At 68.6% G+C, this 23,145-nt stretch carries 23 protein-coding genes and 1 pseudogene; 13 read left to right on the plus strand and 11 right to left on the minus strand.

Annotated elements, in window-relative coordinates; genetic code table 11:
* The first annotated feature begins 55 nt into the window (after positions 1 to 55).
* From FHS42_RS05860 to FHS42_RS05870, 3 genes are all read left to right on the plus strand, one after another.
* Positions 56 to 937, plus strand: a complete 882-nt coding sequence (locus FHS42_RS05860; RefSeq protein WP_184569427.1) for a sigma-70 family RNA polymerase sigma factor — start codon at positions 56 to 58, stop codon at positions 935 to 937.
* Between the two features lie 86 nt (positions 938 to 1,023).
* A complete protein-coding gene (locus FHS42_RS05865) occupies positions 1,024 to 1,494 on the plus strand; it encodes a carboxymuconolactone decarboxylase family protein (RefSeq protein WP_184569428.1) in 471 nt (156 codons plus the stop codon).
* Positions 1,495 to 1,571: 77 nt separating this feature from the next.
* Positions 1,572 to 1,958, plus strand: coding sequence for a DoxX family protein (locus FHS42_RS05870; RefSeq protein ID WP_184569429.1), 387 nt, complete (start codon positions 1,572 to 1,574; stop codon positions 1,956 to 1,958).
* A gap of 281 nt (positions 1,959 to 2,239) precedes the next feature.
* Here the strand turns inward: FHS42_RS05870 and FHS42_RS05875 are convergent, their stop codons facing one another.
* Complete coding sequence (locus FHS42_RS05875; RefSeq protein WP_184569430.1) at positions 2,240 to 3,130, minus strand: Cof-type HAD-IIB family hydrolase; 891 nt, start codon at positions 3,128 to 3,130, stop codon at positions 2,240 to 2,242.
* A 203-nt stretch (positions 3,131 to 3,333) separates the two neighbouring features.
* On the minus strand, positions 3,334 to 4,239 hold the full coding sequence (locus FHS42_RS05880; RefSeq protein ID WP_184569431.1) for an LLM class flavin-dependent oxidoreductase: 906 nt from the start codon (positions 4,237 to 4,239) through the stop codon (positions 3,334 to 3,336).
* Between the two features lie 56 nt (positions 4,240 to 4,295).
* Between FHS42_RS05880 and FHS42_RS39015 the strand changes: the two genes are divergently transcribed.
* From FHS42_RS39015 to pspAB, 4 genes are all read left to right on the plus strand, one after another.
* A complete protein-coding gene (locus FHS42_RS39015) occupies positions 4,296 to 4,574 on the plus strand; it encodes a DarT ssDNA thymidine ADP-ribosyltransferase family protein (protein ID WP_184569432.1) in 279 nt (92 codons plus the stop codon).
* Between the two features lie 525 nt (positions 4,575 to 5,099).
* Positions 5,100 to 6,002 (plus strand): class I SAM-dependent methyltransferase, encoded by a 903-nt coding sequence (locus FHS42_RS05890; RefSeq protein WP_184569433.1) that lies wholly within the window; start codon positions 5,100 to 5,102, stop codon positions 6,000 to 6,002.
* A gap of 288 nt (positions 6,003 to 6,290) precedes the next feature.
* Complete coding sequence (htpX, locus tag FHS42_RS05895; RefSeq protein ID WP_184569434.1) at positions 6,291 to 7,193, plus strand: zinc metalloprotease HtpX; 903 nt, start codon at positions 6,291 to 6,293, stop codon at positions 7,191 to 7,193.
* 99 nt (positions 7,194 to 7,292) lie between these two features.
* On the plus strand, positions 7,293 to 7,877 hold the full coding sequence (gene pspAB / locus FHS42_RS05900; protein WP_184569796.1) for a PspA-associated protein PspAB: 585 nt from the start codon (positions 7,293 to 7,295) through the stop codon (positions 7,875 to 7,877).
* A 38-nt stretch (positions 7,878 to 7,915) separates the two neighbouring features.
* Here pspAB and FHS42_RS05905 read toward each other — a convergent pair whose 3' ends face one another.
* The 5 genes and pseudogenes from FHS42_RS05905 to FHS42_RS05925 form a co-directional block, all read right to left on the minus strand.
* Positions 7,916 to 8,452, minus strand: coding sequence for a hypothetical protein (locus FHS42_RS05905; protein ID WP_246494219.1), 537 nt, complete (start codon positions 8,450 to 8,452; stop codon positions 7,916 to 7,918).
* 187 nt (positions 8,453 to 8,639) lie between these two features.
* Positions 8,640 to 9,209 (minus strand): DUF4232 domain-containing protein, encoded by a 570-nt coding sequence (locus tag FHS42_RS05910; RefSeq protein ID WP_184569435.1) that lies wholly within the window; start codon positions 9,207 to 9,209, stop codon positions 8,640 to 8,642.
* Positions 9,210 to 10,519: 1,310 nt separating this feature from the next.
* Positions 10,520 to 11,263, minus strand: a pseudogene (locus FHS42_RS39020) (MerR family transcriptional regulator); the annotation flags it as partial.
* Positions 11,264 to 11,597: 334 nt separating this feature from the next.
* Positions 11,598 to 13,766 carry an SDR family oxidoreductase gene (locus FHS42_RS05920; protein ID WP_312866735.1) on the minus strand — a complete coding sequence of 723 codons (2,169 nt, stop codon included), beginning with the start codon at positions 13,764 to 13,766 and terminating at the stop codon, positions 11,598 to 11,600.
* The gene (locus FHS42_RS05925; RefSeq protein WP_184569436.1) at positions 13,763 to 14,632 is read right to left on the minus strand and encodes a M24 family metallopeptidase; all 870 of its coding nucleotides are present in this window, start codon (positions 14,630 to 14,632) and stop codon (positions 13,763 to 13,765) included. The genes FHS42_RS05920 and FHS42_RS05925 overlap by 4 nt, the downstream gene beginning before the upstream one ends.
* 641 nt (positions 14,633 to 15,273) lie before the next feature.
* On the opposite strand from FHS42_RS05925, the gene FHS42_RS05930 reads away from it, so the two are divergent.
* The 6 genes from FHS42_RS05930 (at position 15,274) to FHS42_RS05955 (ending at position 20,626) form a co-directional block, all read left to right on the plus strand.
* Positions 15,274 to 16,350, plus strand: a complete 1,077-nt coding sequence (locus FHS42_RS05930; protein ID WP_184569437.1) for an ABC transporter ATP-binding protein — start codon at positions 15,274 to 15,276, stop codon at positions 16,348 to 16,350.
* Positions 16,340 to 17,290, plus strand: a complete 951-nt coding sequence (locus FHS42_RS05935) for an ABC transporter permease subunit (protein ID WP_184569438.1) — start codon at positions 16,340 to 16,342, stop codon at positions 17,288 to 17,290. The genes FHS42_RS05930 and FHS42_RS05935 overlap by 11 nt, the downstream gene beginning before the upstream one ends.
* A 79-nt stretch (positions 17,291 to 17,369) precedes the next feature.
* The gene (locus tag FHS42_RS05940) at positions 17,370 to 18,287 is read left to right on the plus strand and encodes an ABC transporter ATP-binding protein (protein WP_184569439.1); all 918 of its coding nucleotides are present in this window, start codon (positions 17,370 to 17,372) and stop codon (positions 18,285 to 18,287) included.
* An 18-nt stretch (positions 18,288 to 18,305) separates the two neighbouring features.
* Positions 18,306 to 19,025, plus strand: coding sequence for an ABC transporter permease (locus FHS42_RS05945; RefSeq protein WP_184569440.1), 720 nt, complete (start codon positions 18,306 to 18,308; stop codon positions 19,023 to 19,025).
* Between the two features lie 437 nt (positions 19,026 to 19,462).
* Positions 19,463 to 19,951 carry a hypothetical protein gene (locus FHS42_RS05950; RefSeq protein WP_184569441.1) on the plus strand — a complete coding sequence of 163 codons (489 nt, stop codon included), beginning with the start codon at positions 19,463 to 19,465 and terminating at the stop codon, positions 19,949 to 19,951.
* A 255-nt stretch (positions 19,952 to 20,206) separates the two neighbouring features.
* Complete coding sequence (locus FHS42_RS05955) at positions 20,207 to 20,626, plus strand: PPOX class F420-dependent oxidoreductase (RefSeq protein WP_184569442.1); 420 nt, start codon at positions 20,207 to 20,209, stop codon at positions 20,624 to 20,626.
* 307 nt (positions 20,627 to 20,933) lie between these two features.
* Here the strand turns inward: FHS42_RS05955 and FHS42_RS05960 are convergent, their stop codons facing one another.
* The 4 genes from FHS42_RS05960 to FHS42_RS05975 all read right to left on the minus strand — a co-directional run bounded on the left by FHS42_RS05960 (position 20,934) and on the right by FHS42_RS05975 (position 23,127).
* Entirely contained in the window at positions 20,934 to 21,371 is a 438-nt protein-coding gene (locus FHS42_RS05960; protein WP_184569443.1) for a hypothetical protein, read from the minus strand.
* A gap of 116 nt (positions 21,372 to 21,487) precedes the next feature.
* Positions 21,488 to 21,868: a DUF397 domain-containing protein gene (locus FHS42_RS05965; protein WP_184569444.1), complete on the minus strand. Its 381-nt coding sequence runs from the start codon at positions 21,866 to 21,868 to the stop codon at positions 21,488 to 21,490.
* 195 nt (positions 21,869 to 22,063) lie between these two features.
* Positions 22,064 to 22,321, minus strand: coding sequence for a DUF397 domain-containing protein (locus tag FHS42_RS05970; RefSeq protein ID WP_184569445.1), 258 nt, complete (start codon positions 22,319 to 22,321; stop codon positions 22,064 to 22,066).
* Entirely contained in the window at positions 22,318 to 23,127 is an 810-nt protein-coding gene (locus FHS42_RS05975; RefSeq protein WP_246494221.1) for a helix-turn-helix domain-containing protein, read from the minus strand. Before FHS42_RS05975 ends, FHS42_RS05970 begins: the two co-directional genes overlap by 4 nt.
* Positions 23,128 to 23,145 lie beyond the last annotated feature (18 nt).

Below are 23,145 nucleotides of genomic sequence, written 5' to 3' on the forward strand. Positions count from 1 at the left end.
CGGTGCCTTCGGACCCGTCATGATCATGACGAGTTCACGCGAGGAAGGTAACGACATGACCGGATCAGGTCCGACCGACGTGCTGGCGAGAGCCTTCGAGGAGCAGCGTGAGCGCCTGGTGGCGGTCGGGCACCGGATGCTCGGGTCGCGGGTGGAGGCCGAGGACGCGGTGCAGGAGGCGTGGCTCCGGCTGGCGCGGCAGGACGCGGCGGCGATCGACAACCTGGCCGGCTGGCTGACCACCGTGGTTGGCCGGGTCTGCCTCGATGTGCTGCGGTCGCGGAAGAACCGGGCTGTGCTGTCGTACGAGGACTGGCTGCCCGAGCTGGTGGTGACCGTGGACGACGGGGCGGCGCCCGAGGACGACGCGGTGCTCGCCGAATCGGTCGGCCTGGCGCTGCTGGTGGTGCTCGACACGCTCACTCCCACGGAGCGGCTGGCGTTCGTCCTGCACGACATGTTCGCGGTGCCCTTCGCCGAGATCGGTGAGATCATCGGCCGGTCCACCGACGCGACCAAGATGCTCACGAGCCGGGCCCGCCGGAAGGTGCGGGGCACACCGCTGCCGCAGGAGAGGCCGAGGCGGCAGCGCGCGGTGGTCGACGCGTTTCTCGCCGCCGCGCGGAACGGGGACTTCGAAGGGCTCGTCCGGCTGCTCGATCCGCAGGTGACCTGGCGCACGTACCACCCGCAGGGCGTGATGACCACGGTCGGGGCGGCCGAGGTGGCCGGTCCGGTCCTGCGCGGGGCCCGGTCGATGACCGCGGTGCTCTCAGTGCTGATCAACGGCGAGCCCGGGTTCGTGTCCTGGGGTGCGAACGGCAAGGTACTCGGCGTGGCAGCGTGCACCGTGGTCGACGGCCGGATCGTCGAGCTCCTGACCGTGAGCGACCGTAAGCGCCTGGACGCCATGGGCCTGCCCGAGCGTCCCGAGTAGAACACGTCGAGCGCATGGGGTTGTTACGTCTTCGCGAGGGGCTTCGTCGTAGGAGTGCAAGCACCTGGAAGACGAAGGAGACCGCGATGGAAACCCGGATCAACCCCATGGCCAACGAGGTCGGGGCGAAGTGGGCCAGGTACATCATCTCGTCGAACAAGGTCATCACCGACTCGGCGCTGCCGAAGGCGGTGCAGGAACTGGTGAAGATCCGCGCCAGCCAGATCAACGGCTGCGGCGGCTGCCTCGACATGCACACCAAGGACGCGGTGGCCGCCGGCGAGAGCCAGGTGCGGATCAACCTCGTCGGGGCGTGGCGGGAGACCACCGTCTACACCGAGGCGGAGCGGGCGGCGCTGGAACTCACTGAGCAGGGCACCCGCCTCGCCGATTCCAGTGGCGTCAACGACGAGGCGTGGGCGAACGCGGCGAAGCACTTCGACGAGGACCAGCTCATGGCCCTGGTGGCCCTGATCTGCGTGATCAACGCCTTCAACCGACTGAACGTGATCACCCAGACGCCCGGCGGCGAGTACCAGCCCGGCCAGTTCGGCTGACACGCCCCCCAGGCGGATTCGGGACGGCCTCGAATCCGCCGCCTCCGCCACCGAAGGCATCACCAAGGACAAGACTCATGAACACCGCACTGTGGATCACCACCGGCCTGCTGACCGCCGTCTTCCTACTCTCCGGCTTCGGGAAACTGTTCGTCCCCCGGGAAAAGATGGCCGCGATGGGCGACGCCGCGCGCTGGGTCCTCGACTGCAAACCCGGCGCCCTCAAGGCCATCGGAGCACTCGAGATACTCGGCGCCGCGGGCCTCGTCCTGCCCGCCCTACTCGGCATCGCGCCGATCCTGGTGCCGCTGGCGGCCACCGGCCTGGCCCTGATCATGACCGGCGCCGTGATCCTGCGGGCTCGCCGCGGCGAACCCAAAGCCGCACTGCTGGACGGGGGCTACCTCGCCCTGACGGCCTTCGTGGCGGTCGGCCGCTTCGCACTGGAACCCTTCACCGGCTGACCGGTCCCTCACGGGGCACCGATGAAACAGGTCGGGGCCTATGCGGCCACCAGCGTAGGTCGCTTTCCGCGCTGATGTTGATCAGTGCACACCACCGCCGCCTCCGCCTCAGAGGTCAGCTCATGCTCAACACGGTGAACCTGACAGAGAAGCGCTCGCTGCCCGGCTGGTGGCCGGCAGTTGATCAGGTGGCGGGTGGGGGCGGCACGGGTGGGGGCGGCCGGTGCATGGGGATGGCTCGGGGCCGTGGTGGGTGCGCGGTGGTACGGGGGCGGGGGCGGTTAGCGGTTCAGCACGCTCTCGATGACGGCCGCCACGCCGTCATCGGAGTTGGCCGGGGCCTGCCGGGTGGTCGCGGCGAGGACCGAGGGGTGGGCGTTGGCCATCGCGTACGGCATCCCGGCCCAGGCCAGCATCTCCAGGTCATTGGGCATGTCGCCAAAGGCCATCACCTCATCGCGGGTGATGCCGCGCTCGGCACAGCACTGGGCCAAGGTGCTGGCCTTGCTGACACCGAGACCGCTGATCTCCAGGAGTGCGGTGGGGCTGGAGCGGGTGAAGGAGGCATGGGCCCCGGCGGACGTACGGGCCAGGGTGAGAAAGTCGTCGGGGGCCAGTTCGGGGTGGTAGGCGAGCACCTTGATGATCGGCTGGTCCGCCTGCTCCGCGTCGTCGGCCAGCAGTTTCTCCGCGGGACCTATCGATGTGGCGGCGTCGAAGGACAGTGGCGGGTACAGCGGTTCGTTATGGATGCCGCCGGTCCGCTCGACCGCGAACGAGGTCCCCGGCGCGGCAGCGCGCAGCGCGTGGACGACGGCGAGCGCATCGTCGCGGAGCAGCGGGCGCACCCGTACAAAGCGCAGGCCCTGGTGCAGGTCCACGACGGCCGCTCCATTGGCGCAGATGGCTAGGCCGTGACCGTGTACGTGATCGCTGACGACGCTCATCCAGCGTGCCGGACGGCCGGTGACGAAGAAGACATCGATGCCAGCGGCCTCGGCAGCGGCCAGCGCAGCGATGGTGCGGTCGGACACGGACTTGTCGTCCCGCAGCAGGGTGCCGTCCAGATCGGTCGCGATGAGCCGGGGCACGGCGGGCGGTGCGGGGGCAGAGCCTGCGCCACCGGAGGTGGGAGGTTTGGGCTGCTCAGTAGCTGGAGTCACGGCCTCCATACTTCCGCATCGGCGCGCACTGGTGTGCGTACGGGCGCGCCGCTGAGCCGTGCGCCCCATCACTCCGGGGCGGGAGTAGGCGGCCGGGCGGCGGGCCCTGGGGGCTGGGGGCCGGGGTCGGGCGTCGGGGCCGCGGGGTCTGCCCCCTGCCCAGCCGCTGCTCGCCCCCTGCCCCGCCCTTGCTCGCCCGTGCGCGCGACCGATCAGCCGAGTTGCGCGGGCGCCTCGGTCGCGATCTTCTCGAAGACGGCCTGGTCCGTGGCGAAGTCCGAGTCCGGAATAGGGGCGTGCAGCACGATTTCGGTGAAGCCGAGTTCCGCATGCCGACCCGCGAAGTCCACGAAGGCGTCGAGGGATTCCAGGGGACGGTTGCGGTCTGGGGTGAACCCCGTGAGCAGGATCTTGTCCAGTTCGGCCACGTCGCGGTCGATCTCCGCACACGCTGCGCCAAGCCTGCCGATTTGTCCTCGGATCGCTTCGCGCGACTCCTCGGGCGTGCCCGTATCGAAGAGCTTGGGGTCCCCCGTGGTCACCCATGCCTGCCCGTGCCGGGCGGTGAGCTTCAGACCGCGGGGGCCGGTGGCCGCGACGGCGAAGGGCAGCCGCGGGCGCTGCACACACCCGGGGATGTTGCGCGCCTGGTGCGCGGAGTAGAAGGCCCCTTCGTAGGTCACCGAGTCCTCGGACAGGAGCCGGTCGAGTAGTGGCACGAACTCCTGGAATCGGTCGGCGCGTGCACGCGGCGTCCAGGGCTCCGCACCGTTACCCAGCAGCGTTGTGGCGTCGAAGCCGCTGCCGCCGGCGCCGATACCGAGCGTGATGCGTCCGCCGGAGATGTCATCGAGCGCGATGAGTTCCTTGGCGAGGGTCACCGGGTGCCGGAAGTTGGGTGAGGTGACGAGCGTGCCCAAACGCATGCGCTCGGTGGCCGCAGCGGCGGCGGTCAGGGTGGGTATCGCCCCGAACCACGGGCCGTCTCGGAACGTCCGCCAGGACAGATGGTCGTAGGTGTAGGCGGTGTGGAAACCCAGTTCCTCCGCACGCTGCCAGCGCTCGCGGCCGTCTTCGTGCCAGCGGTGGACGGGAAGGATCACGGTGCTCAGGTGCATAGGGACGACGATACGAGAAGGTGAGGTTCACGCCGACCGTGGCATTAGTGCGGCCTATGCTGCGGCATCATGACGGCATCATCGACCCCCGCCTCCCGCACTTCACGCATGGGGAGAACCTTGCGGGGATCGCAGCGTCCGGACTTGTTGCCGACCAGCACAAACCCGCTGGGACAGTCGAGTGCGCGGACCTGAGTATCAAAGAGCGGCGTCGTAGTCAGGCCGTGTCAGCGGGTCCGGGGGGCGTAGTCGCCGATTATGCACCGTTCTACTTCGCACCACGGTCGCCGATGCTGTACCGCATCCACCTCCACCGCATGGGCCCGGCTTCATGAGACGCGTTTCTTTACAGCGGCTGCTCACTAGCCGCAGGGTGAGCGCCTCATCGCCGGGTGCCCCTGTTCGCGAAACCGCAGGTCAGCGCATGATGCGTGCATGAGGTTCGACCGACGTGACGAGCGTGTCCCACCGCGGTCGCTCGGTGGCCGTCGTGGCGGTAACGGCCAGCGCGGGGAGCGCCCCCCACGTCCAGTCGCGGAAGCTTTCAGCGTGCTTGGGGTGGCGGGTGCGTGAAGTGCGCGCCGGCGTGATCGCGGGGAGTCGCAACGGGATCGTGGGGAGCCGAAACGGGACGGAGCCGTTCCGCCGCAGGACTATGCCGTTCCGCGACAGGATCGAGATCTTCCGCGACAGGACGGAGACCTTCCGCCCCTCCTGATGACGAGAAGATGGCTGGTCAGGCAACTATCGGTAAACGGATCAGAGACGCACGCTGACTATGTAGGTCATCTGACTGATGGCTGCCAACGCCAGGCTGCCATGCCTTCACAGCACCTAGACGCGCGCCTAGGGTCCGCTGTGTGAAGTTCCACAGCTCTCTGATCGCCTCCCGTTCCGCCCGTCGCGCGCTGCGGCCCGTACTTGATCAGCTTGATCAGCGCATTGACCGCAAACTTCGCTCAGCCCGCCGTGAACTCACCGTCCTTCGCGAGGAGCTGCGCAAGGCCCACTCCACCGAACTGCTGCTCGGCCGCGACGGCAGGTTGACCGACCGGCAGCCAAGCCGGGAGGAGATCGTGGAACTCGCAGCCCAGATCGCCGTCCTGACCGGCCGGGACGGTGCGTACAAGGAAACCGTCCTTGCTTACCGCACCCTGGTCGAACTGGAAAACCGGGGCGTCGGCCGCATCGCCGGCTCCACCCGCAACATCCTCGGCAAGCTCACCGCGACGCCGCTGCTGAATCCGCCGAACGGCGAAATTTTGGAGATCGGCACGCTGTACGGGCTCTTCGCCGGCGGTATGGCCCGCCAGTTGCTGCGCGCCGGCCTCCCGTACGAGCTGACCATCGTGGACCCGCTCTCCCCCGTACAGCTCCAGCCCGGCTTCGAAATCTCATCCGACCCATCGGGCACCCCTGTTACCGAGGCCGTGGTGCGCGCCAACCTTGGTTACGCCGGGGTCGATGACGCGCGGCTGCGGCTGTGCAAGGGGTTTTCCGAGGACCCCGCCGTACGCGAGGAGCTGTCCGACCGGCAGTACGGTGTCGTGATCATCGATGGTGATCACTCCTTCGAAGGCGTCGCCAACGACCTGGAGTGGACCGAACGGGTCGCCGCACCCGGCGCCGTCGTGGTCATGGATGACTACGGTGACGGTCGGTGGGCCGGTGTGCGCGAGGCCACCGAGAAGCGACTTGCGGGAGAGACCCGACTCCGCATGATCGGCCAGGTAGCGACGAGCGCCTTCCTGCGCGCGATCTGAGCTCCGCGCGGGCCGGGGTCGGGACGATCTGAGCCTCGCGCGGGCCGGGGCGGGACGATCTAGGCATCGCGCGGGCCGGGCTCGGCATGGCGGGCTGGGCGTTGCTCGGCTGGGCTTCCGGGGATTTTTCCGGCCGGGTCCGCTGCGCTCGGCTGGCCGCCTTTCCTCTTTCGAGCTCCAGGTTTTTGTCCGGGTGCCGTGTCTCGGCATGGCACCCGGACCTCTGTGTTTATCTCACGAATACCCCACAAAGGGGGAGAATCGGAAGAGAGCGCAGAGGAGGGGCTCATGTCACGTACGCGATTCGCGCCCGACCGAGGGCTCGCCACCCGCATGGTCAGCACCATGTTCCTGATTGGGCTGCTCTACGTCGTCATCGTCGGCGTCCTGGTGGCGCTGCTGGGCAATGCGTGGCCTCTGATCGTGCTCCTGGTGGGCGGGATGTTCATCGCCCAGTTCTGGTTCAGCGACCGGATCGCGGCATTCAGCATGGGCGCACGCGAGGTCACCCCGGACCAGGCGCCCGAGCTGCATGGCGCCGTAGACCGGCTGTGCGCACTCGCCGACATGCCCAAGCCGCGGGTGGCCATCGCCGACAGCGACGTACCGAACGCCTTCGCCACCGGCCGTAGCCAGCGCAAGGCGCTGGTCTGTGCCACCACCGGGCTGCTGCGACGCCTGGAGCCAGAAGAGCTGGAGGGCGTCCTCGCACACGAGCTGTCGCATGTGGCGCACCGCGATGTCGCGGTGATGACCATCGCCTCGTTCCTCGGCGTCCTGGCCGGGCTGATCACCCGTATGGCGCTATGGGGCGGTCTCAGCCGGGGCAACAACCGTGACAACGGCCTCGGTGCCGCGCTCCTGCTCGTCCCTCTCGTCAGCGCCGTCGTCTACGTCATCAGCTACCTGCTGACCCGGCTGCTCTCCCGCTATCGCGAGCTGTCCGCCGACCGCGCCGCCGCGCTGCTGACCGGTCGGCCTTCCGCGCTCGCTGCCGCGCTGACCAAGGTGACCGGCGAGATGGCGCAGATACCCACCCGCGATCTGCGCCAGGCCGAGCCGTACAACGCCTTCTACTTCGCCCCCGCCTTCTCTGGCCGCAGCTTCAGCAAGCTGCTCTCGTCACATCCGACGCTGGAACAGCGGCTCGACCAGCTCGGCCGGATTTCGGCCCAGCTGGGCCGCCCCTGATCGCCCAGTCCCTCGTGTGAGCCATGGCCCGACCCTCGACCCCTGGCCGCCGCACTGTCATCTGCTCGCAAGTACATGCCATCCCGGAAGGACAGCCCCGTGGGCTTTTTGGACACCCTGCTCGGACGGAGCAAGCCGGCCCGTCCCCATCTCGACCAGCTCTTCGCGCTGCCATCGGCAGCGATCGCGCTGGAGGCGGGTGCCGGGTTCACCCCGACCGGGCTGGGCTCGGTGTGCTTCGCGAGTGTGGAGGGTGGCGCGTTCGCCGGGCTGCAACAAGAGGTGCGTGACCTGCTCGACGCCGATACCGAACGCGGCGGCATCCCGGTCGAGTTCAGCCAGGATGGCTACGGCTTCACCTGGCTGCTCACCCGGCACGCCCCACAGGACAGCGCTGGCCTCGTCAATGACCTACATGCCGTCAACACCACGCTGCGCGACGGCGGGTTCGGGCCGCAACTGCTCTGCTCGCTGCTGAGTTTCCGCGACGCCCAGGATCGGCCGCTCGCGCTCGTCTACCTCTACAAGCGCGGCACCTTCTACCCCTTCGCCCCGCTACCCGGCACCACCGACAAGCGGGATAACGGGCTTGAACTCCAGGTGCGAGCGCTACTCGCGGAAGATCTAAGGATCGAGAAGGAACTGGGCCGCTGGTTCCCGGTATGGGGCGCGCCGGGGCTGTAGACGACTGGCGGGAACGGACGCCGGCGGCGGGTGCACGGTCAGCGGGTGATCCTGTTCAGCCAGGGCGTCAGGCTCCACATTCCGAAGATCAATTCCTTATACGTGACGTCGCCTGGCAGCGGAACGATCAGCGTCTGCGAGGGCGGGAACGTCCGTGCCCGTACCCATGCGGACCCGCCGTAGACGGCGTCGAGGAACGCGGGCAGCCGTTCGCGGGGTACGCCGACGAACTCCACGCCGTCCACGGTGATGTTCGCGTCGCCCTCGCTGAATGTCTGGATCTCTACCGCGGGCGAGCCATCGATTTCGATGAACGCCTCGTGCGGAAGCGAACCGTCCGGGTCCGCCACGGTGAACGCCCCGGCGCTGGAGCGTCGGCCGGACTGGTCGGCGCCGATGGAATGCTCCACGACGATCCGCCGGCCGTGGCGCTCCGCCGTGGCCCGCACGACGGCGACGGCGCTTTCGGTGCTGGTGACGCGGTGGTCGCCGCCCTCGTCTCCGCCGCCCCCGCCGTGCCCGTCTCCCTCGCCGTCTCCGGTGCTCGCATCCCGTGCGGAGTCCCTAGGTCCCATGGGTTGTCATGATGCCTTACGGCGCCCTGACGCCGAGCGCCGAATTGGCTGCACCAGACGCACGTTGAGGGCCGGTGCGACGGGTGCGACCGGTGCGACCGGTAAGGCCAGCATGGTCGATGAAGCCGGTCAGGCCGGCCGCATGCGCGGGGTGGTCGGTGCGTCATGCGGCCGGGACGGTGCAGGCTCAGCCGTAGTTGACGGCGTCGTCAACGTTGTTCTGCCAGTAGGTCACGTACGGGTCGTTGACGTAGGTCTTGCCGCCCGGCAGGTTCACGACGACCTCGCGCCCGGCGCTGCCGTTGCCGTCGCCGCGGCTGAAGTACAGGCCGAGCTTCGACGTGTAGTAGCCGTCGTTGCTGTCGTCCGCGGCCGACGAGGTTTGCACGGAGGCGTACGCGGACTGGCCCGGCTTCAGCGTGACCACGGCCTGCGGCTTGGTGTCCTTCCACACCTGCGCCGGGGACTGGGCGTCGTCGTGGAACCGCAGGTACGCGTAGTTGTAGGCGTAGCAGGTCTTCTTGGACGTGTTCTTCGCGGTGATCAGCAGGTGGTTGATCGGGCGCTGGAGCTTCTGCACGGTCACCTTGGTCTCCGCCGTGGTGCAGGTAACCGCCTTGGCGGACTTGGCGCTCTGGGAGCCGGCGGCCGAGGCCGAGCCGGCACCGAACGCCGTGACGCTCACGGCCGCCACGGCGGCGAGCGCGGCACCGCGCAGGACACGAGTGGAAAGAGCGGAAGCGACAGAGAAAGCCATGATGTCCCCTGAGATAGTCGATGCCCGGTGTTCCCGACATCAAGTAGCTTCGCCCCCTGCCCTAACAGGCCGCTAATAGCCGGTTGGTGCCCTGGCATCGCATCCGTAACGGGGTCTACCCGGAGCTTGCGCCCACGCGATGGGTAACGGTTGGCGGTGGTCGGTGTGGTGCGTTGGGACGCGCTGTGGCGCGGCAAGGTTCGGGGGCGCACGCAGGGCTTAGCGATGCTCGGCCGCTCCGAGGTACTCGGCACGGACGAAGGGCTTTGCGACGCTGGAGCCCATGCCATCGCGGCTGAGCGGGCTACGGGTGAGGCTTGCACTTGAGGAACGCCGGCCCGTACTCCGGTGTCGGCGATGCCCTCGGTGATGTCCCTGATGAACAGCTCGGTCAGGGGCTCAGGCCGGTCGATGATCTCGCCGGGCCCGCGATAGACGAACTGCTGCGGCATGTCGTCGGGACCCGACCTTCCAGGCTCCCTCCCCGCCGGCCGCAATCGACGAGATCGTCGATCTGGTGGCCCTTGGGAAGCTCACCACGGTGGTGGGCGAGAGCATCAGGCGCCGGTTGGGCCCGGCGTCGTAGCGGTGCCCGTGGCCGATGATCCGGGCACCATGTTGGTTCTAGCGTGGCGCCCGCGCAGCCTGGCCGCAACGCGAGCCGACTTCGTACGGGCCGCCCGGACCGCTGCCGCGGAACGCACGGCGCGTGACATCACACTCGGCGCCTGAACACCCGGCGCCTGACCACACCCGCCCCGCGATAGCTGGGTCCCCCATCCCCCGGGCGGGGTCTGTTTCGGCCGGGGACGGCTCCGGCGGACCCGCCGGCTGACTCAGATGTCGGTGCCTGGCACGTCGGTGGTGCCTGGCACGTCGGCGGAGCTTGGTAGGTCGGCGGAGCTGGACACGTTAGCTGAGCTGGGCAGGTCGTCGGTGTCTTGCGGCGTTGGGCTGTGTGTCGTGAGGCGATCCATGCGGCGGGCCCACACCTCGCGCTCGACCGCGCCCGCTATAAACGCGGCCATGTTTTCGCTACCGACCAACTCCCGTACCGCACGCAACGTCTGGGCAGGCAGCGCCACCTGTGACGGTTCCATTTCCTGGCCCGGTGTCTGTGGCGGTGCTGGTACGGAGGGAACCGGTATGGAGGGAACCGGTATGGAGGGAACCGGTATGGAGGGAACCGGTACGGAAGGAGCTGGCAGGGCGGGCGTTGGCATGGGGGGCGCCGCGAGACGGGTGGTGTTGGAGGAAGTGGGGGCACACGGGAGCGGGGCGGCAGGTGGCAGGTTGGGTTGAGCTGGGTCGGGTGGGTCCGTCTCGCCACGGGCCAGTTGGGTGAACTGGCCAAGGTGATGGTGGAGATGGCGGGTGGCGACGGTACGCATCGCGCGGGCCAACTCCGCGTCGATCGTCTGCTGCGCGAGCGGCCGGAACCGTCGAATCAAGAACGCGGCCTCCTCCGCCTCCGCGTCCGTGGGCGGATGCCCCAGGTACTGCTGGAACACGTGCTCCGTGGTGAAGTCCAGGAATCGGCCCGCAATGTGCTCGACCTGGCCCCGCAGCTCGCGTACGTGGTCGGCGATGGCCGGCAACGGCACACCGGCCGTGTGGAGCTCTGCCGCGACGGCCAACTCCTGCGGGCTCGGCACCAGGAACTCATCGGGGCAGTCAGAAACGAGCTCCAAGATGCCCAGCTCCACGGCTTCGGAGACGGCCGCCTCGCCCGGGTTGCCGCCGAACCGTTCGGACAGCTCCGCCCTGCTGATCCGTACGGCCTTCTCGTCGGTCCACGGCCCCTCGACCTCGGCGACCAGCCCGAGTACTCCGCCCAGGTCACGGCCCGCGTCCCAAGCCTCCAAGAGCTCCTTGATGCTGGAGAGGGTGTAACCACGCTCCAGTAGGGCCGCTATCTGCTGGAGTCGGGCCAGGTGCTCGTCTCCGTACACGTTGGCCCTGCCTCGCCGCTCGGGCCGCGGCAGCAGTCCCCGATCCTGGTAGGCGCGGATGGTGCGGACCGTGGCGCCGCTGCGATGGGCGAGGTCCTCGATGCGGTACTCGGGGACGGTTGCCGGTTCGGGAGTGGTGGCCGGTTCGGTGACCGCGGCCGGTTTTGAGGATGTGGCCGGTGTCGGGGGTGTGACCGGTTCGGGGGGTGGCTCCGTCAACGCTCGTCCTTTCTGCTCTGCGCGGTCCGGCCAGTGGCGTCCGCTGCTCCGCTCCTGCTCGGGCGCGGCGGCCCGAGGTGTCGCCTGCCCGGGGCCGGCACGGGGGCCGGCACGGCTGCCAACGGCCGGCAGGGCGGGCCTGGCGCGCCGCTTCCCGCTACCCGCAGCCCGCGCGGCCACCAAGCAGCGGGACGCCGCATTCGCCACGAGCATGGCGCTACATCTTGGGGTCGAGCCTGGCCAGTGCGCGTAGTGCCTTTGGGGTGAAGCGCGACATTAGGTGGGCGCCGCGGGCCTCTGGTGTTACGGGCACTACGGCCTGGTTGCGGACCACGGCGCGCAGGATGGCGTCCGCGACTTTTTCCGGCGGGTAGTTGCGCTTGCCGTAGAGCCGGGTGCTTCGGGTTCGGCGGCGCTGTTCCTCCTGCTGGTCCACGCCGACGAAGCGGGTCGTCGTGGTGATGTTGGTGTTGACGATGCCCGGGCAGATGGCCGATACGCCGATGTCCTTGCATGCCAGTTCCGCGCGCAAGCACTCGCTGAGCATCAACACCGCGGCCTTGGACGTGGCGTAGGCGGGCAGCATCCGGGTGGGCTGGAAGGCGGCGGCTGATGCCGTGTTGACGATGTGGCCGCCCTGGCCGCGCTCAGCCATCTGCTTGCCGAAGGTGCGGCAGCCGTGGATGACGCCCCACAGGTTGACGTCGAGGACCCGCTGCCAGTCCTCGGAGCTGGTGTCCATGAATGCGCCGGATACGCCGATTCCGGCATTGTTGACCAGGACATCCACCACGCCGTACTCGGCGGCGACCTTGTGCGCCAGCTTGTCCATCGCTTGCTCGTCGGAGACGTCCACCGTTTCTCCCCACGCCTGCGGGGCGCCGATGAGGCGGGCCATTTCGGCGGTGCGGGCCGCCCCCTCGGTGTCCCGGTCCACGGCGACCACCCGCGCGCCCGCCTCGGCGAAGGCGAATGCGGTGGCCCGGCCGATGCCGCTGGCCGCGCCCGTCACCAGGACGAGCTGACCGCCGAACCGCGCCGCGTACGGGCTGGTGGCGCGCGGTTCCTTGGGGGCCGCGCCCTCATCGACCGTGGTCACGAACTCGGCGATCCAGGCGGAGATCTGATCTGGGCGCGTACGCGGCGCCCAGTGCTTGGCGGCGAGGCTGCGCCGCGTCAACTGCGGTGCCCACAGCTCCAGTTCATCGAAGACTTGCTCCGATACGAAGATGTCGCCGGTGGGGTGGATGAGCTGGACCGGCACATGGGCGTAGGCATCGGTACGCGGGCGGCGCAGCCGGGAGCGCACATTGTCCCGGTACATCCATACGCCGTGGGCGCCGTCCGTTGGCAGTGACGGCGTTGGGTAGTCCCCGCCGGGCTCGCCGCGACCCGGCGTCTTCTCGACCCGCTCCAGGAGCTTTGGCCAGGCTTTGGCGAGCGGTCCGCGCCACATCGCCTCGGGCAACACCGGGGTGTGGAACGCGTACACATACCAGGATTTGATGCCCTGGCCGAAGAGTTGCCCGACGCGGCGCGGTGTTGGCCGCACGGCCCGCTTGCGCAACCACATGCCCAGGTGATCAAGGCACGGCCCCGACATGGTGGTGAAGGAGGCGATCCGGCCCTCGGTGCGCTTGACGGTGGCGAACTCCCACCCCTGTACCGAGCCCCAGTCGTGGCCGACGAGGTGTACCGGGCGGTCCGGGCTGACCGCGTCCGCGACCGCGAGGAAGTCGTCCGTCAGCTTCTCCAGTGTGTAGCCCCCGCGCAGCGGTTTGGGCGCACTGGACTGGCCGCAACCGCGCAGGTCGTACAGCACGACGTGGAACCGGTCGGCGAGTCGCTTGGCGACCTCGCTCCACACCTCTTTGCTGTCCGGGAAGCCGTGCACCAGCACGACGGTGGGCTGTGCGCGGTCGCCCAACTCGGCCACGCACAGCTGCACCCCGCCGGTGCCGATCCAGCGCTCGGTCGCCCCGGCCAGCGCACCCGCCGTCTCCGTGCCCGCCCACCCCGTGCTCGTTGCCACTGCGATTCCCTCCACCCTGGTTGCGCCCACGAACTCGCCTGTTTCTTCCGGCTCGTCAGGCCCTACGTCAATCCCACTCGGTTCCACGGTCCTGGTCGCTACCGCCCCGACCGCGTCAGCCCGTCCATCCGTCTCAGCCCGCCCATCCGTCTCGGCTTGCTCGTCCGTCTCGGCTCGCTCATCCGTCTCGGCTCGTCCGTCCGCTTGGACCCGTCCATCCGGGGCAGGCCGCTCGTCCGTCTCGGCTCGTCCGTCCGCTTGGACCCGTCCATCCGGGGCAGGTCGCTCGTCCGTCTCGGCTTGCTCGCCCATGTCCGTCTGCTCGCTGCCCGCACCCGTGTTCCGTGTGCTCACGCGGCTTTCTCCTCCGCCCAGCGCCGCACATGCGGCAGGTCGTTGTCCAGCCAAAACGCGCTGTGCTCCGGGTCCTTGGAGTCGGTGACGACCAAGATCTCCTCGAACTTCGCGCCCATGCCCCGGAACCCGAGGTGCGGCTCCACGGCCCACAGGCCCGGCTGCGGGGGGTGGTCGGAGAAGCGGTACGGGCTCCACAGCGGAGACCAGCCCTCACGGTGGCCGTGCAACGCATCGCTGGCCAAGCCCTTGAGGCTCTGCGTGCCGAATCCGAACGCGGTCGGTGACCAGCGGCGCTCCTTGACCCGGTCCACCTTGTGCGCGATGACGCCGAACGGGTAGGCGCGATGCCGATTCGCGTACCCCTGGCGCACCATGAGCCGTTCCACGTCCTCGTATATCTCGCGCAGGGAGCGCCGCTCGCGCACCTCGCGCAGCAGCAAGTCGCGGTGCGCCTCCAGGTCGGCGAGCAACTTGTCGTGCAGCGGGCTCGGGCCAAGGCAACCGGAATAGCCGATATCCGCCGTATAGCCCTGGTAGACGGGTGCCATGTCGAGGATGAACGGCATGCCCGGCTCCAGCTTCCGGTTCGTGGGGAAGAACTGGAGCGGTATGCGGAAGTTGGTGAAGGCCGTGCGGTCGCCGAACCAGGCGAAGGGCAGATGGAACCAGTCGCGTACGCCGCGCTCGCGCAGCCACTCCCGCTGCATACGCGCCGCTTCGCGCTCGGTCACTCCGGGCCGCAACTGCGCGGCGACGGCCTCCGCGCACTCGTAACTGAGCCGCTGCACTTCGCGAAATCCGCGCAGCTCGGGCGGGAGACCGCCGGTCCGCACGCTGAGTCGATCGTCCACAGTTGTTGTCATGGCACCCCGTCCGTCCCTGAGTAATGAGGCCCCCGCGACCTGCCCGGCGATCCCTCGGCGCCCGGAAACCGGGGCAGCAGTCCGCCTGAAGGCGCGGAGGACGTCCCTAACCCGGCCCCGCAACTTGACACTGATGAATGTGACAATGCCTGGCGGTTACGTCAATAGCTCCAGCAAGCCTGTGGAAAACCGTGGGTAACACCACTCTGGCCTGGCAAGTCGGCCCGTGCTGCCGGCCCGAATGCCCCTTTTCGGCGGCCCTCGGCTCCCCGGCTCGCCACCACGTTCCTCGCCACTTCATGGCCGCAACCCCCGCCACCCCGCGTGCTTACCTCCACCACCCCGCCACCCCCTCATCCCGCCACCCCGCGCGCTTACCCCAGCCACCCCGCGGCCCCCGCCACCCCGCCACGCCCCGTCCTCATCCTCCAATGAATCCCGATTCCCGCGGCCGAAGATCAGCCGTCTCCTCCCTTGGGACCGGGCTGCCCCTACCGGGCAGCGAAATGCGTTTGCGCTGGCCATAGGGGCGGAAGCGACGAAAGACAACCGCGACCACCCCCGATCGGCCCCTCACCCCTACGGGCATCTACGACTCCAGTCGTAGGGCGATCCAGCCATCTGGACTGAGGCCGGGATGGATGGGCGGCACTACGGTCGAAGACGTGACTGTGATCGCTACCGAAGGTCTGAGCAAGCGGTTCCCCCGGGTGACCGCGCTGGACCGGCTCTCTCTCGATATCGCCCCGGGCGTGACCGGCCTTGTGGGCGCCAACGGCGCCGGCAAGTCCACGCTGATCAAGATCCTGCTCGGGCTTTCCCCTGCCAGTGAGGGGAAGGCCGCCGTTCTCGGCCTCGATGTCGCCACCGAGGGCGGAGCGATCCGAGAGCGGGTCGGATACATGCCGGAGCACGACTGCCTGCCGCCCGATGTGTCGGCGACGGAGTTCGTCGTGCATATGGCGCGGATGTCCGGGCTGCCGCCGTCCGCCGCCCGTGAGCGCACCGCGGACACGCTGCGCCACGTCGGCCTGTACGAGGAGCGGTACCGCCCCATCGGCGGCTACTCAACCGGCATGAAGCAGCGGGTCAAGCTCGCCCAGGCGCTCGTCCACGACCCTCAACTCGTCCTGCTTGACGAGCCGACCAACGGCCTCGACCCGGTCGGCCGAGACGAAATGCTCGGCCTCATCCGCCGGGTGCACACCGACTTCGGCATCTCCGTCCTGGTCACCTCGCATCTGCTCGGTGAGTTGGAGCGCACCTGCGACCATGTGGTCGTCATCGACGGCGGTGCGCTGCTGCGCTCCTCCTCCACCGACGACTTCACGCAGGCCACGGCCTCGATCGCGGTTGAGGTCACGGACAGCGACGCGTATGCGGACGGTACGGCGGCGCTGCGCGAGACGCTGGAGAAGGCCGGGCTCGCGGTTGCCACCGCGGAGCGTGAGGCGGACGGTTCGCCGGCCTCGGGCCGGGTGCTGTTCGTGGAGGTCACCGGCGACCCCACGTACGACACGGTGCGCGATGCGGTCGCCGGCCTCGGCCTCGGCCTGGTGCGGATGGAACAACGCAGGCATCGCATAGCGGAGGTCTTCCGCAACGATCCCGGGCAGCCGAACGAGGCCGCCCCGCCGCCCGACCCCACCAGCCAGCCCCAGCCCCAAGTTCAGCACCAGCACCAACCCCAGGAAGGAGGCAGCGGCGATGTCGTTTAAGACGCGCACCGGTACGTCACACACCGGGCAGCCCGCGAGCGTGCAGCAGGCCCCGCCCGGCGCCGCCCCAGCCGATGTCATCCACAACATCGGCTACCGGCACTACGACGGGCCGCGCCTCGGCCGCGCCTACGCTCGCCGCTCCCTCTTCTCGCAGAGCCTGCGCGGCGCCTACGGACTCGGCCGTTCCGCCAAGTCCAAGGTGCTGCCGATGCTGCTCCTTGCCGTGATGTGCCTGCCCGCAGGGATTCTCGTGGCGGTCGCCGTGGCCACCGATACCGACGAACTGCCGGTCGAGTACACCCGGTACGCGATCATCTTGCAGGCCGTCATCGGGCTGTTCGTCGCCTCGCAAGCACCTCAGTCCGTCTCGCGCGACCTGCGGTTCAAGACCGTGCCGCTGTACTTCTCGCGGCCGATCGAGACGGCGGACTATGTGGCGGCGAAGTTCGCCGCGATGGCATCGGCCGTGTTCATGCTCACCGCCGTGCCCGTGGCGATCCTGTACGTGGGGGCGCTGCTCGGGAAGCTCGACTTCGTGGACCAGACGAAGGGGTTCGCACAGGGAATGGTGTCCGTCGCTCTGCTCTCGCTGCTCTTCTCGGGAATCGGCCTGGTGATCGCCGCGCTCACCCCGCGCCGCGGCTTCGGCGTCGCCGCCGTCATCGCCGTACTGACCATCTCCTACGGTGCCGTCAGCACCATGCAGGCCATCGCCGACGAGCAGGCCAGCACCGGCTCGATCGAGTGGCTCGGCCTGTTCTCGCCGATCACGCTCATCGACGGCATCGGCTCCGCCTTCCTCGGCGCGACCTCCGCCGCACCCGGTCAGTACGGCCCCGACGCCAGCACCGGCATCGTGTACCTGCTGGTGCTCGCGGCCCTGGTGGCCGGCTCGTACGCGCTGCTGATCCGCCGCTACCGGAAGGTCGGACTGTGACCCCGCAAGGCCGGCCCACGGCTTCCCCTTCCCGGCCATCGCTCGCCGCCACCACCTCCCGAAGGAATGGGCCGCGCCCATGAGCACACTCACCATCGACAACGTCTCCCGCTGGTTCGGCAATGTCGTCGCCGTCAACGACGTGACGATGACGATCAGCCCGGGCGTGACCGGCCTGCTCGGTCCCAACGGGGCCGGAAAGTCCACCCTGATCAACATGATGGCCGGCTTCCTCGCGCCATCGACGGGTTCCGTCACCCTCGACGGCACGACGATCTGGCGCAATGAGCAGAGCTACCGGCACATCGGCATCGTGCCCGAGCGCGAGTCGATGTACGACTTCCTCACCGGGCAGGAATTCGTGCTGGCCAACGCGGAGCTGCACGGTCTGGCCAAGCCGCGGGCCGCCGCGCAGCGGGCGTTGGCCACGGTGGAGATGGAGTACGCGGCGAGCCGCAAGATCTCCACGTACAGCAAGGGCATGCGGCAGCGCGTGAAGATGGCGTCCGCGCTGGTCCACGAGCCGTCGGTGCTGCTGCTCGACGAGCCGTTCAACGGCATGGACCCGCGCCAGCGCATGCAACTCATGGATTTGCTGCGGCAGATGGGTGCCGAGGGCCGCACCGTGCTGTTCTCCTCACACATTCTCGAAGAGGTCGAGCAACTGGCCGCGCACATCGAGGTGATCGTGGCCGGGCGCCATGCCGCGTCGGGTGATTTCCGCAAGATCCGCCGCCTGATGACCGACCGCCCGCACCGCTATCTCGTACGCTCCAGCGACGACCGCACATTGGCCGCCGCGCTCATCGCGGACGCCTCCACAGCGGGCATCGAGGTGGACACGGCCGAGGGCGCGCTGCGTATCCAGGCCATCGACTTCAACCGGTTCACCACCCTCCTGCCGCGCGTCGCCCGCGAGCACGGCATCACGCTCCTCACGGTCTCGCCCTCGGACGAGTCCCTGGAGAGCGTCTTCTCCTACCTCGTCGCGGCATAACGCAAGGAGCCCTCAGCGATGTACAACCCCACGGTCGCCCGGCTCACCTACCGGGCGCTGCTCGGCCGGCGCCGCGCGCTGATCCTTTGCACGTTGCCCGCGCTGTTGATCGTCATCTCGATCGCGATTCGGCTCATGACCGGCGCCGACGATGAGACGGCCGACAGCATCTTGGGCGGCTTCGCGCTGTCCGTGATGGTCCCGTTGATCGGCGTCATCGCGGGCACCGGCGCCATCGGCCCCGAGATCGACGACGGTTCGGTGGTCTATCTGCTGGCCAAGCCGGTGAAGCGGCCGACGATCATCGTCACCAAGCTGTTCGTCGCGGTCGGCGTCACGATGGCCTTCTCGGCCATCCCCACGCTGATAGCCGGCCTGATCCTGAACGGCAACAGCCAGGGCATAGCCGGCGCCTACACCTCGGCCGCCGCCATGGCATCCATCGCCTACAGCGCGATCTTCCTGCTGCTCGGCACCATCACCCGGCACGCGGTGGTCGCGGGCCTGGTGTACGCGCTGGTCTGGGAGTCCGTGTTCGGCACGTACGTCTCCGGCGCTCGCCAACTGAGCGTCCAGCAGTGGGCCCTGGCCGCCGCCGAGAAGATCGGCCAGGGCGATCTGATCACCTCGGACGTCGGCCTGCCCGTCGCCGTGGTGCTGCTGGTCGGCGTCACGGTCGCGGCCACCTGGTACGCGGGCCAGAAGCTGCGCAGCCTCACACTCGCGGGCGAGGAGTAAGCGCGCGGCGCGGCGCGGCGGATACGGCCGTACGGCGACCGGCCGGCGCGGACGCGAGCGTGAGCGTGGATACAGCGTGTGTGTGGCCCGTACGGGAGCGGAGTGGCGCTGCCGTACGAGCCACTTTGCGTGCGTCGCCGGCTGTCGGGCGGGAGCCTGGGATGTCGGTGGCGCGGGCGCTCCGGTGTCCGGGCGCTCTGCTGTGCGGGCGCTCTGCTGTGCGGACGCTCTGCTGTGCGGGCGCTCTGTTGTGCGGGCGCTCTGTTGTGAGAGTGCCATGGCCCGTTGAGGACACCCCACAGTCACCTGAGCATCGCCTGACGGTGACCGAAACGTCTCCATTTCCTACCGCAGGCCGAATGTTGAACAGTTCTTGACCGTTCGAACTGGGGTTCTTGCAGGGGGTTGTGTCAGAGGTGGCGAGTAGCGTTCCTGGCATGGGGTACTGGGGATGGATCATCGTCGCCAAAGGCGATGACACGCTGAAGAAAGAACCTGCCGTCGCCGCCCATGGGCGCACGGTGCTGGGGGAGTACGTCCGGGGGGACTGGCGCGAGATATGGCTCGATGAGAGACCGGGGGCGCGGCCGAGCCCATCGGTCGTGGAGGTCGCCGCGGCGACCGGCGCGCCCGCGTTGGCGGTGCACGTGGTGGACGAGGACTGCGCGGTGGCCCACGCGGCGACGCCATCGGGTCGATGTTGGAAGGGCGTCTTCTCCGAGGAAGCGGCCAGGGAGTACGCGATGCTGCCGCCCGATTACCGCCGGGGCCAGGCCGTGGCCGACGCCCTCGTCTGGGCATCGGAGGCCGGACTGAGCCGGGCCGATGCGCGCCGCGTCGAAGCGGCGTTCCGAGACGGCTGGTACTCGGACCTGCTGAGGTGCTTCGGGCTGCCGGAGGGGGTCGAGATACACCGGGCGGCGTGACGGGCTGGTGTCGGGCGGGCTGGGCTGGGTGGGGTGCGTGGCGGGCCGGGGCGTAGGCGCGTACGGCCGCGGCGAATGTTTCTGGGCCACTGCGGCGAACCGCAAGCGGAAGCTCTCCATCACGTGTCTTCCCGCACGTGACAGGAGGGGCGTGTGCCAGGCTGGCCGCGCGCCCCTGTGCGATACCAGATGACGAAAAGCTGGGCCAGCACCCGGCCGCGTGAATGAACCGCACCCGCATCCAGAAGGAGTCACGTGTCGAAGCCACCGCTCACCGAGGCGGCAGTCGCCATGCTGTCCAAGCCGAACCCCGCTGTCATCACCACGCTCCGCTCGGACGGGCAGCCGGTGTCAACGGCCACCTGGTATCTGTGGGATGACGGCCGCGTGCTGGTCAACATGGACGAGGGCCGCAAGCGGCTGACCCACATCCGCAACGATCCGCGTGTGACGCTCACCGCGCTCGACCAGGAGAGCTGGTACACGCACCTGAGCATCATCGGCCGGGTCGAGGAGATCCGAGCGGACGACAACCTGTCGGACATCGACCGGCTCGCCCAGCACTACCTCGGACAGCAGTACCCGGACCGCGAACGCCCCCGCGTGAGTGCCTGGATCACGGTGGACCGCTGGCACGGCTGGGGTTCGATGAAGGAGAACAACCAGTCCGGCTGATTCGGGCCGGGTGGGCGCCCCGGCCCGTCGGGTCCGGCTGCGGCCCTCCCGGTCGAAGGGAAACGGGCGCGGGGCGCCTCTTCAGGAGGGGGCAGGCGCCGTCCCCGAAACCGTGCCGGCTCAGCGCCCCGCGATCTTCGACGGGGGACCGACACGTCGTGGAACCCCCGGCGGCGCGTCAGGTGCTGCCGCCTCGGCGGCAGTTGGTCGCCTTGCTCTCGTCGGCGAACAGGTCATGCCGTCGTGGCTGGTAGCTGCCTACGCCAGGGGGAGGCAACGCTGAAAACGTGCCATGAGGTGAGCCTCGTCAGAATTCGTAATTGGCAATCAGAGCGTTTCCCATTACGTCGTACACTGAAACACTGCTCTGCTTCGAGGTCTTCCAATGGTCGAAAGCAGCGGCGAGGGCCATGGCGGCAGCCATGCTGTCTTCTACTGGCTTGATTCCCCCGTTGATGTCAGTGGAGATGTAAGCCCTGCCGGTCTGTGCGTCCCATTCCCCGATTATGCGTTGCACGTGGGTCGCGGCTTCCCTCTGCGGTGGCGTTCCATGGGCGCTGACCCAGGCGCGGAAGTCAAGAGCGTTCTTCTTCGACCGCGCCTTGTCCGGGTCGGCGGGGAGGCGTTCCTGGAAGTCTGAATTGCTTTCGGGGGTGGTCTCGACCCAACTGCAACCAGTGGCGAGGCCGATGGCGAGGAGCGTCGCTAAGGCCGGTTTTGCGAGAAGCGTGAAATGCAAACGCATGGTGGCGCATCTCCTTATCGATCGAGATGGCGGGTCTTCGTCGAGCTGTAGCGCATCCACCGATGGCGTGCTGGTTGGGCGTCGTTCGGACTGGCGCCAGGTGTGCCGCGATGGGCTCAAGCGGCGGCGTCGGCCGCGCGGGCGAAGGTGAGGAAGTGGGTCCATGCCTCGGCGGTGAAGCTGAGCGTGGGGCCGGTCTTGTTCTTGGAGTCGCGGACGTGGACGACTTCGGGGCACGCGGCTACCTCGACGCATTCGCCGCCCGCACCGCCGCTGTGGGATGAGGTGTGCCAGGTGGCGGCTACCTCTACGCACTCGCCGCCTTCGGCTCCGCTGTGTGTGGACGCGTGCCAGCTTGTGGCGACCTCCACGCAGTCGCCGCCCTCGGCTCCGCTGTAGCTGGACTTGGTCCATTCCCGGGCGACTTCGACGCACTGGCCGCCCGCGCCGCCGCTGTAGCTGGACGTGAACCAGTGGAGTGCGGTGCTGCTGTTCATGGCGCTCTCCTGACCGTTGCTCGGTGGAACGTACGGAGTCTCCCCGTGGCGTACCGAGACTGGTGCCGAGCGCGTCGTCCCGTGCCTGCGGGGGCTGTGCATCGCACCGCGCCGGATGCCGCCTGTTACGGGGGCATCGGCGCGAGCATGAGCGGCGCCGGTGGCTCGTGGCCCCGGCGCCGTTCGGGTGTTACGTCAGGTGGTGGTGCCGGTGGTGTCGGCGAAGGTGAGGAAGTGGGTCCATTCCTCGGCGGTGAAGGTGAGGGCGGGGCCGGTCTTGTCCTTGGAGTCGCGGACGTGGACCGTTCCCGGGCACGCGGCTACCTCGACGCATTCGCCGCCTTCGGCACCGCTGTAGCTGGACTTCGTCCACTCCATGGCTACCTCGACGCAGTCGCCGCCCGCACTGCCGCTGTAGCTGGACTTGAACCAGCGGAGTTCGCTGCTGCTCATAGCTCCCCTGCCATCTGCTCAATCAACTTGACGGATTCTCCCGGGGGGAGAGCTTGCGTTCGGATCATCCCATAACGGGACTGGAACTCCGCCACCTCTCGCGGGTCGTCAATCACCATGCTCTTGGCCTGCACTTCGAGGTAGACGAGCCAGCGTTGGTTGGGGGACTGGAGCAGTGTCATCGAGCCATCGAGACCGGAATGCCCCTCATAGGAAGTCGGCATGACTTGAAGGGAGATGTTGCGCTGGGATGTGAGGTCCAGGATGCGGCCCAACTGCTCCTTGTGTACGGCCCTGCCCCCGATGGGGCGTCGCAGCGCCGACTCCTCGATGACCAAGGCTAGGTCGGCCGCCGGGGCGCGAGTGAGCAGCACTTGCCGTTCGAGCCTCGCCTGTACGAGGCTCTCGACCCCCTCGTCGTCCAGCGCAGGGCAATGCGAATTGAAAATGGCCCGCATGTACGCCTCGGTCTGTAGCAGCCCTTTGATGACGTGCGAGTCGTAGCAGTACAGGCACACCGCCTCCTTCTCCCGGTCCACGTACTCGCCGAACCACCACGGGTGCTTGTCCCATGACAGGAACGGGACGGCCGCCTCAAGTGTCTTGGTCGCCTTGAGTAGTTGGCCCGCCTTCGTCACGAACGCCTCGCTCGCCAGGCGTTCGCCGTACTCGACAGCGCAGACCATGGACTGGGAGTAGCCGACGTGGACGGCGAGGTCTTCGCGGGAGACGTTTTTCTCCTCGCGTAGCGCGCGGACTACCGCGCCGAACATCTTCATCTGAGGGGAGCTGGCTCGGTCCGACATTGTGGCCTCCGCTCTCAT

The organism is Streptomyces zagrosensis (assembly GCF_014203645.1).
Taxonomy (GTDB): domain Bacteria; phylum Actinomycetota; class Actinomycetes; order Streptomycetales; family Streptomycetaceae; genus Streptomyces; species Streptomyces zagrosensis.

Coding starts and splice junctions, on each gene's coding strand:
- FHS42_RS05860 (WP_184569427.1), top strand. CDS start 56: ATGACCGGATCAGGTCCGACCGACGTGCTGGCGAGAGCCTTCGAGGAG.
- FHS42_RS05865 (WP_184569428.1), top strand. CDS start 1,024: ATGGAAACCCGGATCAACCCCATGGCCAACGAGGTCGGGGCGAAGTGG.
- FHS42_RS05870 (WP_184569429.1), top strand. CDS start 1,572: ATGAACACCGCACTGTGGATCACCACCGGCCTGCTGACCGCCGTCTTC.
- FHS42_RS05875 (WP_184569430.1), bottom strand. CDS start 3,130: ATGGAGGCCGTGACTCCAGCTACTGAGCAGCCCAAACCTCCCACCTCC.
- FHS42_RS05880 (WP_184569431.1), bottom strand. CDS start 4,239: ATGCACCTGAGCACCGTGATCCTTCCCGTCCACCGCTGGCACGAAGAC.
- FHS42_RS39015 (WP_184569432.1), top strand. CDS start 4,296: ATGCTGCGGCATCATGACGGCATCATCGACCCCCGCCTCCCGCACTTC.
- htpX (WP_184569434.1), top strand. CDS start 6,291: ATGTCACGTACGCGATTCGCGCCCGACCGAGGGCTCGCCACCCGCATG.
- FHS42_RS05905 (WP_246494219.1), bottom strand. CDS start 8,452: ATGGGACCTAGGGACTCCGCACGGGATGCGAGCACCGGAGACGGCGAG.
- FHS42_RS05910 (WP_184569435.1), bottom strand. CDS start 9,209: ATGGCTTTCTCTGTCGCTTCCGCTCTTTCCACTCGTGTCCTGCGCGGT.
- FHS42_RS05925 (WP_184569436.1), bottom strand. CDS start 14,632: ATGACAACAACTGTGGACGATCGACTCAGCGTGCGGACCGGCGGTCTC.
- FHS42_RS05930 (WP_184569437.1), top strand. CDS start 15,274: ATGGGCGGCACTACGGTCGAAGACGTGACTGTGATCGCTACCGAAGGT.
- FHS42_RS05935 (WP_184569438.1), top strand. CDS start 16,340: ATGTCGTTTAAGACGCGCACCGGTACGTCACACACCGGGCAGCCCGCG.
- FHS42_RS05940 (WP_184569439.1), top strand. CDS start 17,370: ATGAGCACACTCACCATCGACAACGTCTCCCGCTGGTTCGGCAATGTC.
- FHS42_RS05945 (WP_184569440.1), top strand. CDS start 18,306: ATGTACAACCCCACGGTCGCCCGGCTCACCTACCGGGCGCTGCTCGGC.
- FHS42_RS05950 (WP_184569441.1), top strand. CDS start 19,463: ATGGGGTACTGGGGATGGATCATCGTCGCCAAAGGCGATGACACGCTG.
- FHS42_RS05960 (WP_184569443.1), bottom strand. CDS start 21,371: ATGCGTTTGCATTTCACGCTTCTCGCAAAACCGGCCTTAGCGACGCTC.
- FHS42_RS05965 (WP_184569444.1), bottom strand. CDS start 21,868: ATGAACAGCAGCACCGCACTCCACTGGTTCACGTCCAGCTACAGCGGC.
- FHS42_RS05970 (WP_184569445.1), bottom strand. CDS start 22,321: ATGAGCAGCAGCGAACTCCGCTGGTTCAAGTCCAGCTACAGCGGCAGT.
- FHS42_RS05975 (WP_246494221.1), bottom strand. CDS start 23,127: ATGTCGGACCGAGCCAGCTCCCCTCAGATGAAGATGTTCGGCGCGGTA.